The 8,649-nt window shown below is 65.7% G+C and carries 10 protein-coding genes and 1 riboswitch; of the genes, 7 read left to right on the forward strand and 3 right to left on the reverse strand.

Features of this window, described 5'->3' with window-relative positions; translation table 11 throughout:
• Positions 1 to 382: aminotransferase class I/II-fold pyridoxal phosphate-dependent enzyme (locus VOI29_RS19640; RefSeq protein WP_323782641.1), on the reverse strand; the 382-nt coding region annotated here is incomplete at its 3' end.
• Positions 382 to 1,359, reverse strand: coding sequence for a biotin synthase BioB (gene bioB, locus VOI29_RS19645; protein WP_323782644.1), 978 nt, complete (start codon positions 1,357 to 1,359; stop codon positions 382 to 384). The genes VOI29_RS19640 and bioB, both read right to left, overlap by 1 nt.
• Before the next feature lie 214 nt (positions 1,360 to 1,573).
• A riboswitch (TPP riboswitch) is annotated at positions 1,574 to 1,702 on the forward strand.
• Positions 1,703 to 1,836: 134 nt separating this feature from the next.
• On the opposite strand from bioB, the gene thiC reads away from it, so the two are divergent.
• From thiC to VOI29_RS19680, 7 genes are read left to right on the forward strand one after another with little or no spacing between them, the layout of a single operon-like run.
• A complete protein-coding gene (gene thiC / locus VOI29_RS19650) occupies positions 1,837 to 3,663 on the forward strand; it encodes a phosphomethylpyrimidine synthase ThiC (RefSeq protein WP_323782647.1) in 1,827 nt (608 codons plus the stop codon).
• Positions 3,660 to 4,628 carry an FAD-dependent oxidoreductase gene (locus tag VOI29_RS19655; RefSeq protein ID WP_323782650.1) on the forward strand — a complete coding sequence of 323 codons (969 nt, stop codon included), beginning with the start codon at positions 3,660 to 3,662 and terminating at the stop codon, positions 4,626 to 4,628. The genes thiC and VOI29_RS19655 overlap by 4 nt, the downstream gene beginning before the upstream one ends.
• Positions 4,597 to 4,794, forward strand: coding sequence for a sulfur carrier protein ThiS (thiS, locus tag VOI29_RS19660; RefSeq protein ID WP_323782653.1), 198 nt, complete (start codon positions 4,597 to 4,599; stop codon positions 4,792 to 4,794). The genes VOI29_RS19655 and thiS overlap by 32 nt, the downstream gene beginning before the upstream one ends.
• A gap of 1 nt (position 4,795) precedes the next feature.
• Positions 4,796 to 5,563, forward strand: coding sequence for a thiazole synthase (locus VOI29_RS19665; RefSeq protein ID WP_323782655.1), 768 nt, complete (start codon positions 4,796 to 4,798; stop codon positions 5,561 to 5,563).
• Positions 5,563 to 6,156, forward strand: coding sequence for a thiamine phosphate synthase (locus VOI29_RS19670; protein ID WP_323782667.1), 594 nt, complete (start codon positions 5,563 to 5,565; stop codon positions 6,154 to 6,156). The genes VOI29_RS19665 and VOI29_RS19670 overlap by 1 nt, the downstream gene beginning before the upstream one ends.
• Positions 6,153 to 7,121, forward strand: coding sequence for a HesA/MoeB/ThiF family protein (locus VOI29_RS19675; protein ID WP_323782658.1), 969 nt, complete (start codon positions 6,153 to 6,155; stop codon positions 7,119 to 7,121). Before VOI29_RS19670 ends, VOI29_RS19675 begins: the two co-directional genes overlap by 4 nt.
• Positions 7,118 to 7,822 (forward strand): hydroxymethylpyrimidine/phosphomethylpyrimidine kinase, encoded by a 705-nt coding sequence (locus tag VOI29_RS19680; protein ID WP_323782661.1) that lies wholly within the window; start codon positions 7,118 to 7,120, stop codon positions 7,820 to 7,822. Before VOI29_RS19675 ends, VOI29_RS19680 begins: the two co-directional genes overlap by 4 nt.
• Before the next feature lie 279 nt (positions 7,823 to 8,101).
• On the opposite strand, the gene VOI29_RS19685 is transcribed toward VOI29_RS19680, so the two are convergent.
• Positions 8,102 to 8,649: ABC transporter ATP-binding protein (locus tag VOI29_RS19685; protein WP_323782664.1), on the reverse strand; the 548-nt coding region annotated here is incomplete at its 5' end.

Here is an 8,649-nt window from a genome sequence, read left to right on the forward strand (position 1 = left end):
CGTCATGGGTGCTGGCATGGATCAGCGCATCATAAAGCACCAGATCGCCCTGCTGCGGCAGGGTCGAGAAGATCGCCTGATTGGCGGTGAAGCCGCCGCCCATGAACAGCGCCGCCTCGGTGCCGAAAAACGCCGCTGCCTCAGCCTCCAGCCGCTGGTGTTCGGCGTCATTGCCGCGCAGCAGGCGCGCGCCGCCCGCGCCCACCGGCACGCCGCGCGACAGCGCATCGGCGGCGGCCACGCGCAGCACGTCGCTGCCCGCCAGGCCGAGGTAGTCGTTGGAAGCAAAGTCATGCCCGTCCCGCGGCATCAGCTGCCGGTAGCGCCCGCGGCTGCGCAGCGCTTCCAGCGACTTTTCATGCCTCGGGAAGGCGCCCGCCATCAGCGGCTGCCGTCACATCCCACCGCCATTGCGGTGATGCCCAGACGGTCGAACAGCTGCTGGTCCTTGTCCTCTTCCGGGTTGTCAGCGGTCAGCAGCGTGTCGCCGACAAAGATCGAATTGGCACCGGCAAAGAAGCACATCGCCTGCATTTCGTCCGACATATCGGTGCGGCCTGCGGACAGGCGCACGTGGGATTTCGGCATCAGGATGCGGGCCAGCGCCACCGAGCGGACAAATTCGATCGGGTCCAGCTTTTCCACATCGGCCAGCGGCGTGTCGGCGATCGGGATCAGCATGTTGACCGGCACCGAGTCGGGATGCGCTTCCAGCGTTGCCAGCGCCAGCATCATGTCGATGCGGTCCAGCTGCTGCTCACCCATGCCGACGATACCGCCGGAGCACACTTTGATACCCGCCTCGCGCACCCGGTTCAGGGTGTCGATCCGGTCCGCGAAGGTGCGGGTGGTAATGATTTCGGAGTAATAACGCTCGGAGGTGTCGATGTTGTGGTTGTAGTAATCCAGCCCGGCATCGCGCAGGCGGAACACCTGATCCTCGTCCAGCATGCCCAGGGTCATGCAGGTCTCCATGCCTAGGTCCTTGACGCCCTGTACCATCGCTTCGAGTGCGGCCATGTCGCGGTCCTTGGGCGAGCGCCAGGCGGCGCCCATGCAATAGCGTGTCGCGCCGCCTTCCTTGGCCTTCTTCGCCTCGGCGATCACGCGCTGAACCTCGATCAGTTTGGAGGCCGACAGCTGCGCACCGTTGCGCGCCGACTGCGAGCAATAGGCGCAGTCCTCGGCGCAGCCGCCGGTCTTGATGCTGAGGAGTTTGGATTTCTGCACCTGATTGGGGTCGAAATACTGCCGGTGCACCGTGTGCGCCTGAAACAGCAAATCCATAAAGGGCGTGTTGTAAATCGCTTCCGCTTCTTCGCGGGTCCAGTCGGTGCGGATGGGTGCAGCGTCCAGCATGCTGTCTCCTGTTCTCGTATACCTGTTGGCCATGCGCGGATGGCGTTGCCAGGTTTTATAGATAATTTCATGACCCGCGATCAAGCATCAAAGCCGCGCCGCAGCGATTTGCCCCGCATTTCGCCAAACACACAACTCAACTCTCTGATTTTAATAAATAAAAATAATCTACAAAGATTCCGGTTGACGCGCCCCCTGCGCCTCCCCTACCCCTAAAGCCACGCAGGGGAGTCCCGCCAAGGGGACTGAGAGGCGTTTAGGTGCGGGGCAACCCGAACCGGCGGCGCGACCCTTTGAACCTGACCCAGTTGATACTGGCGTAGGAAGCAAGGACGCGCCTTTTGGCCCCCTGTCCCCGCGGGGACAGCCGTTTGAAACGGGCGCACTCCGGTAAAGCAGGCCTCCTCGCCTGCCGGTTTCCCAAGCCACACCTCATCTGGTGTCTTTTCTGAGTTTTCGGCTTTGAGGAGCACCAAAATGAACGTCCCCAACCCCAAGATCACCACGGGCGCCTTGCCTGCGTCGCGCAAGATCTACGTCAATGGCGAGGTCCACCAGGACATCCGCGTGCCGATGCGGGAAATCTCCACCCACCCCACCGCGGGCGAAGCGCCGCTGCCGGTCTATGACAGTTCCGGCCCCTATACCGACCCGGACGTGCTGACCGATATCCGCCAGGGCTTGCCGCAACTGCGCCGCCAGTGGATCGAAGCCCGCGGCGATGTCGAAGCATACCAGGGCCGCGACGTGAAACCCGAGGACAACGGCTTTGTCGCGGGGGACCGGCTGGTGCCGGAGTTTCCCGTGAAACCCGCGCCGCTGCGCGGCAAGGATGGCGCGGCGCCGACCCAGCTGGCCTATGCCCGCGCCGGCATCATCACCGCCGAGATGGAATACGTCGCGATCCGCGAAAACCAGCTGCGCGAGCTGTCGCCCTGCCACGGCACCCGCGACGGCAATGATTTCGGCGCCAATATCCCCGACTACGTGACCCCGGAGTTTGTGCGCTCGGAAATCGCCGCCGGCCGCGCCATCATCCCGGCCAACATCAACCACCCGGAAATCGAACCGATGATCATCGGCCGCAACTTCCTGGTCAAGATCAACGCCAATATGGGCACCTCCGCCGTCACCTCTTCGATGGAGGAAGAAGTCGACAAGCTGGTCTGGTCGATCCGCTGGGGCGCCGACACGGTGATGGACCTGTCGACCGGCCGCAACATTCACAACACCCGCGAGTGGATCGTGCGCAACAGCCCCGTGCCGATCGGCACCGTGCCGATCTATCAGGCGCTGGAAAAGGTCAACGGTATTGCCGAGGACCTGACCTGGGAAGTGTTCCGCGACACGCTGATCGAACAGGCGGAACAGGGCGTCGATTACTTCACCATCCATGCGGGCGTGCGGCTGCACATGGTGCCGATGACGGTGGAGCGGGTGACTGGGATCGTGTCGCGCGGCGGCTCGATCATGGCCAAATGGTGCCTGCATCACCACAAGGAGTCGTTCCTGTACGAGCATTTCGAGGAAATCTGCGACATCTGCCGCCAGTACGATGTGAGTTTCTCGCTGGGTGATGGGCTGCGCCCCGGCTCGATTGCGGATGCCAACGACGAGGCGCAGTTTGCCGAGCTGGAAACCCTGGGCGAGCTGACCAAGATCGCCTGGGCCAAGGATTGCCAGGTGATGATCGAGGGGCCGGGCCATGTTGCCATGCACAAGATCAAGGAAAACATGGACAAGCAGCTGGAGTGCTGCCACGAGGCGCCGTTTTACACGCTTGGCCCGCTGACCACCGACATCGCACCGGGTTATGACCATATCACCAGCGGCATCGGGGCGGCGATGATCGGCTGGTTCGGCTGCGCGATGCTGTGCTACGTGACGCCCAAGGAACACCTTGGGCTGCCAGACCGCGACGACGTGAAAACCGGGGTCATCACCTATAAGATCGCGGCCCATGCGGCGGATCTGGCCAAGGGTCTGCCGGGCGCACAGCGCCGCGACGATGCGCTGAGCCGCGCCCGGTTCGAATTCCGCTGGGAGGATCAGTTCAACCTGTCTCTGGACCCCGACACCGCGCGGGAGTTCCACGACCAGACTCTGCCCAAGGAAGCCCATAAGGTCGCCCATTTCTGCTCCATGTGCGGGCCGAAGTTCTGTTCGATGCGGATCAGCCACGACATCCGTGCCGAGGCGCAGAAGGAAGGCATGGAGGCGATGGCCGCCAAGTTCCGTGAGGGCGGCGAGCTGTATGTGCCTGCCGCCGAGGCCGCCGCGGCCAAGACGGAACCGGCGGAATGATCACCATTGCAGGCGCGGGCCTTGCCGGCCTCGCCTGCGCCTATGAGCTGGCGCAGCGCGGGGCGCGGGTCACTGTCTATGAACGGGGGAAAGCGCCCGGGGACAGCAGCGTCGCGCGTTTTGCCGGCGGCATGCTGGCGCCCTGGTGCGAACGCGAAAGCGCCGAGGAGCAAGTGATCACCCTCGGCAGCCGCGCCTTCGACTGGTGGGCCAGGGTCACCCCGGTCCACAGGCGCGGCACGCTGGTGGTGGCGCCACCCCGCGACCGGGCAGAGCTCAGCCGCTTTGCCCGCCGCACCACGGGCCATCGCAGCGTCGAGGGGGCGGAGATCGCGGCGCTGGAACCGGTGCTGGCGGGGCGGTTCGCGCAGGGGCTGTTCTTTGACGGCGAGGCGCACCTGGACCCGCGGCGCGCCTTGCGCGACCTGAGTGCCAAGGTGCAAGAAACGGGGAGTGAGATCCGCTATGGCACCCCTGCCCCGGCGGGTGTCACACTGGACTGCACCGGCATGGCGGCACCCCTGCCCGGCCTGCGCCCGGTGCGCGGCGAGATGGCTGTCCTGCAGTGCCCTGAGGTGGAGATCAGCCGCACCCTGCGTCTCTTGCATCCGCGGATGCCGCTGTACCTTGTTCCCCGCGGGGACGGGCATTTCATGATCGGCGGCACCATGATCGAGAGCAGCTCGGTCCGGGCCATCAGCCTGCGATCACTCAGTGAGCTGCTGAATGCCGCCTTTACCCTGCATCCCGCCTTTGCAGAGGCCAGTGTGGTGGAGACCGGCGCAGGGCTGCGCCCGGCCTATCCCGACAACCTGCCGCGGCTGACCGAACAGGACGGCACGCTCTACCTGAACGGGCTTTACCGCCACGGTTTTCTGCTGGCGCCCGCGATGGCACAGCAGGCCGCGGATCAACTGTTACCGGAGACATCGGATGAAAATCATCGTGAACGCCAAACCGCATGAGATATCCGCAACCGACCTGAAAGCGGCGCTGCACGAGCTGGGCTTTGCCTGCTCGTCCGTGGCGACTGCACTGAACGGCACTTTCGTCGCCCGCGGCAACCGCGAAGCGGTCCAGCTGACCGAAGGCGACAGACTGGAAGTGCTCGCCCCGATGCAAGGAGGCTGAGATGCAATTCTACGGAACAGAAATCAGCTCCCGCCTGCTCCTGGGCACGGCGCAATACCCATCGCCTGCCATTCTGGCGGCGGCGGTGAAATCCAGCGGCACCGGGATCATCACCGTCAGCTTGCGCCGGGAAAGCACTGACGGCTCCGGCGCCGGCTTCTGGGACGGCCTGCGCGAGACCGGCTGCAGGATCCTGCCCAATACCGCAGGCTGCCATTCCGTGCAGGAGGCGGTGACCACCGCCCATATGGCGCGGGATCTGTTCGGCACGCCTTGGATCAAGCTGGAGGTGATCGGCCATTCGGACACGCTGCAGCCGGATGTGTTCGGGCTGGTCGAGGCGGCGCGCGTCCTTTGTGCAGACGGCTTTCAGGTCTTCCCCTACACCACTGACGATCTGGTGGTCGGCGAGAAGCTGCTGGAGGCCGGATGCGAGCTGCTGATGCCCTGGGGGGCGCCGATCGGCTCCGGCCAGGGAATGCGCAACCCGGATGCGCTCAGGGCGATGCGGGCGCATTTCCCGGAAGTGCCGCTGATTGTCGATGCCGGCATCGGGCGGCCCTCGGATGCCGCGCAAGCGATGGAGCTGGGCATGGACGCGGTGCTGCTGAATACCGCCGTTGCCAAGGCCGGCGACCCGGCCCGGATGGCTGCGGCCATGGCGCAGGCAATTGAGGCCGGGCGCGCGGGATATGAGGCCGACCCGATGGAGCGGCGCGACATGGCAGTGCCCTCGACCCCTGTTCTCGGCTTGGCGGAGTTTGCATGATGGAACGGTTTTACCTGATCACGGGCCACGTCGGCCGGCTGGAGCTGCTGGTGCCCCATGGGGCCAAACTGGTGCAGCTGCGCATCAAGGATGAGCCTGAGGCCGAAGTGCGCCGCCAGATCGCCCGCGCCCGCGACTTCTGTGCAGTGCATGACGCACAGCTGGTGGTGAATGACTTCTGGCAGGCGGCGCTGGATCTGAACTGCAACTTTGTCCACTTGGGGCAGGAAGACATGGACAGTGCCGACTTTGCCGCGCTACGCCGTAAAGGCGTGCGTTTTGGCTTGTCGACCCATGACGAGAGCGAGCTGGAGCGTGCCCTGTCCTTCGGACCTGCCTATGTCGCGCTGGGGCCGGTTTATCCGACGCTGCTGAAGAAGATGAAATGGGACCCGCAGGGGCTGGAGCGGGTGACGCGCTGGAAGCAGATAGCCGGGGAGACTCCTCTGGTCGCGATTGGCGGGCTGACGCCCGAGCGGCTGCCCGGGGTGTTTTCTGCAGGCGCCGACAGCGCGGCGGTCGTGACCGACATTCAGCTGGCCGATGACCCCGAGGCCCGCACCCGCGAATGGGTTGCGGCCTGCCGCGCATGAGCCGCTACGCGCGCCAGATGATCCTGCCCGATGTTGGCACTGAGGGTCAGGAACGGCTGGCCCGCGCGCATGTGCTGGTGGTCGGCGCCGGCGGGTTGGGCTGCCCTGTGCTGCTCTATCTGGGCGCCGCCGGGGTCGGCCGTATCACCGTGATGGACGGCGATATGGTGGAAGAGAGCAACCTGCACCGGCAGGTTCTTTATACCATGGGCGACCTTGGCCGGCCCAAGGCAGCGGCCGCGCGGCGGCAGCTGCTGGCGGCCAATCCGTCGCTGCAGGTGACAGCGCAGGTTGCGCCTTTGGATGCGGCCAATGCTGCCGGTATGGTGGCGGCAGCTGATCTGGTGGTGGATGCAGCCGACAGTTTTGCCGTGTCCTATGTCCTTTCGGATGCATGCCGGCAGCAGGGCAAGGTGCTGATCTCGGCCTCTGCCCTGGGGCAATCGGGGTATGCCGGGGGATTTTGCGGCGGCGGGCCATCCTTGAGGGCAGTGTTCCCGGACCTGCCTGCGCGTGCGGCGACCTGTGCAACCGCCGGTGTCATGGGCCCGTCGGTCGGCATGATCGGCGCGCTGCAGGCCCAGCTGGCCCTGAAGTCTCTGCTGAATCACCAGCCGTCCCCGCGGGGACAGTTGTTTGTTTTCCGGCTGGAGGACCTGCAGGTGAGCAGCTTCCGCTTTGACGAGGCGGAAGAGCCGGAGGGGGCCCTGCCCGTTGTCGCGGCCTCGCAAATCACTGCGGCGGATACGGTGATCGAACTGCGCGATGCCGCCGAGGCGCCCGGCCTGCCCGCCCCGCGCGCACGCCGGATTGCCCGGGCGGATCTGCTGACGGCAGAGCTGCCGACCAAAGGGCGGATCGTTCTGTGCTGCCGCACCGGCCTGCGCGCCTGGGCGGCGGCCGCGGAGCTGAAGGCTGCGGGTTACGGCAACCTCGCCCTGCTGGCCGCAGGACACAGCGCATGACTGTGATCCTGGCAATCGGCGGCACCGACAGCAGCGGCGGCGCCGGCCTGACCCGGGATACCGCCATGGCAGCCGGGCTTGGGGCGGCAGTGCGTCCGGTTGTAACAGCGGTAACGGTGCAGACCGATGAGGCGGTTCTGGCGATTCACCCCAGCCCGCCGCAGGCCGTTGCGGACCAAGCGCGCGCTGCCCTGGCAACACCGCCCGCACCCGGCGCCGTGAAGATCGGCATGCTGGGCTCGGCCGGGGTGGCGGAGGCCGTGAATGACGCCCTGCCCGCAGGCCTGCCCATCGTGCTGGATCCGGTGCTGAAAGCCTCCTCCGGCGGCAGGCTGATGGCGGCCGGCGGCTTTGGCGCCTTGCTGCAGCGGGCCGCATTGGTCACACCGAATCTGGTGGAGCTTGAAGCAATCTCCGGCTCGACCGGCAGCATCGAGGCGCAGGCGGCGCAGCTGCTTGCGCAGGGTGCCCGTGCGGTACTGGTCAAAGGCGGCCATGGCACCGGCGTTGAAAGCATTGATGTGCTCTACACCGCCGATGGCGCGGCAACGCCCTTTGCCGCGGCGCGGCTGCCAGGCTCCAAACGCGGCACCGGCTGCAGCCTGGCCACCGCGATCGCCTGCCGCCTGGCCAGGGGAGACAGCCTGCCGGAGGCCTGCCGCCGGGGCAAAGCCGCCGTCCACCGCTGGCTTGGCTGCTGAAGCATGGCAGGTCACTCGGGCACGGTTTTGCGGCCGGATCGGAGCGGCGCCGCCCGGCAGGTATTTTCTGGTCCGGCCGGGAAGCAATCCTGCGCCCCCATTAAACGAGAAGCGTCTCCCCTGTAGCGAAGCGGGGAAGGCTTCGGCATGCGCCTGATTTCGCTGTCAGGATGCGCACAGGGAAACATTCTTCGAAACCTTCTTCGGACATATGTGCGTAAACGCAGATCCGCAGGGAGGCGGGTCGCGCGCGGAACACGCCCCCCCCCCCGCCTTGCCTCAGCCCGCCAGCAGGCAGGCTGCCTGATGCCCGTCTGAAATAGGCCGCAGCGGCGGCACCGTTTCCCGGCAGGCCTCGGTGGCCAGCGCGCAGCGCGGGTGAAAGGCGCAGCCCGCCGGCGGTTTCAACGGGCTTGGCGGCTCGCCGTTGTCGACGCAGCGGTCCCGTTTGGGGGCATGGATGTCAGGGATCGTGTTCAGCAGCAGCTGCGAGTAAGGGTGCAGCGGCTGGCTGAACAGCGCCTCCACCGGCGCCATCTCGACAATCCGCCCCAGATACATCACCGCGATCATGTCCGACATGTGCCGCACCACGCTCAGGTCGTGGCTGATGAACAGATAGGTCAGCCCCAGCTCCTTTTGCAGCCGCCGCATCAGGTTCAGGATCTGCGCCTGCACCGACACGTCCAGCGCCGAGGTGTGGAGTTCGTCCCGATATCCGGACAGTTTGATTATTGACCCTATGCTGCGCTTTTCCAAGTCATGGTTTCGTAGGCTTGCGCGGGGGTTAGGTAGCCGATTGCGGAATGACGCCGCTGGCGATTGTA

The sequence above is a fragment of the Leisingera sp. genome (assembly GCF_034669605.1).
Taxonomy (GTDB): domain Bacteria; phylum Pseudomonadota; class Alphaproteobacteria; order Rhodobacterales; family Rhodobacteraceae; genus Leisingera.

Excerpts from the sequence above, each read along its gene's own strand:
- thiC (WP_323782647.1), top strand. The coding sequence starts at position 1,837 with ATGAACGTCCCCAACCCCAAGATCACCACGGGCGCCTTGCCTGCGTCG.
- VOI29_RS19680 (WP_323782661.1), top strand. The coding sequence starts at position 7,118 with ATGACTGTGATCCTGGCAATCGGCGGCACCGACAGCAGCGGCGGCGCC.
- thiS (WP_323782653.1), top strand. The coding sequence starts at position 4,597 with ATGAAAATCATCGTGAACGCCAAACCGCATGAGATATCCGCAACCGAC.
- VOI29_RS19670 (WP_323782667.1), top strand. The coding sequence starts at position 5,563 with ATGGAACGGTTTTACCTGATCACGGGCCACGTCGGCCGGCTGGAGCTG.
- VOI29_RS19675 (WP_323782658.1), top strand. The coding sequence starts at position 6,153 with ATGAGCCGCTACGCGCGCCAGATGATCCTGCCCGATGTTGGCACTGAG.
- VOI29_RS19665 (WP_323782655.1), top strand. The coding sequence starts at position 4,796 with ATGCAATTCTACGGAACAGAAATCAGCTCCCGCCTGCTCCTGGGCACG.
- bioB (WP_323782644.1), bottom strand. The coding sequence starts at position 1,359 with ATGCTGGACGCTGCACCCATCCGCACCGACTGGACCCGCGAAGAAGCG.
- VOI29_RS19655 (WP_323782650.1), top strand. The coding sequence starts at position 3,660 with ATGATCACCATTGCAGGCGCGGGCCTTGCCGGCCTCGCCTGCGCCTAT.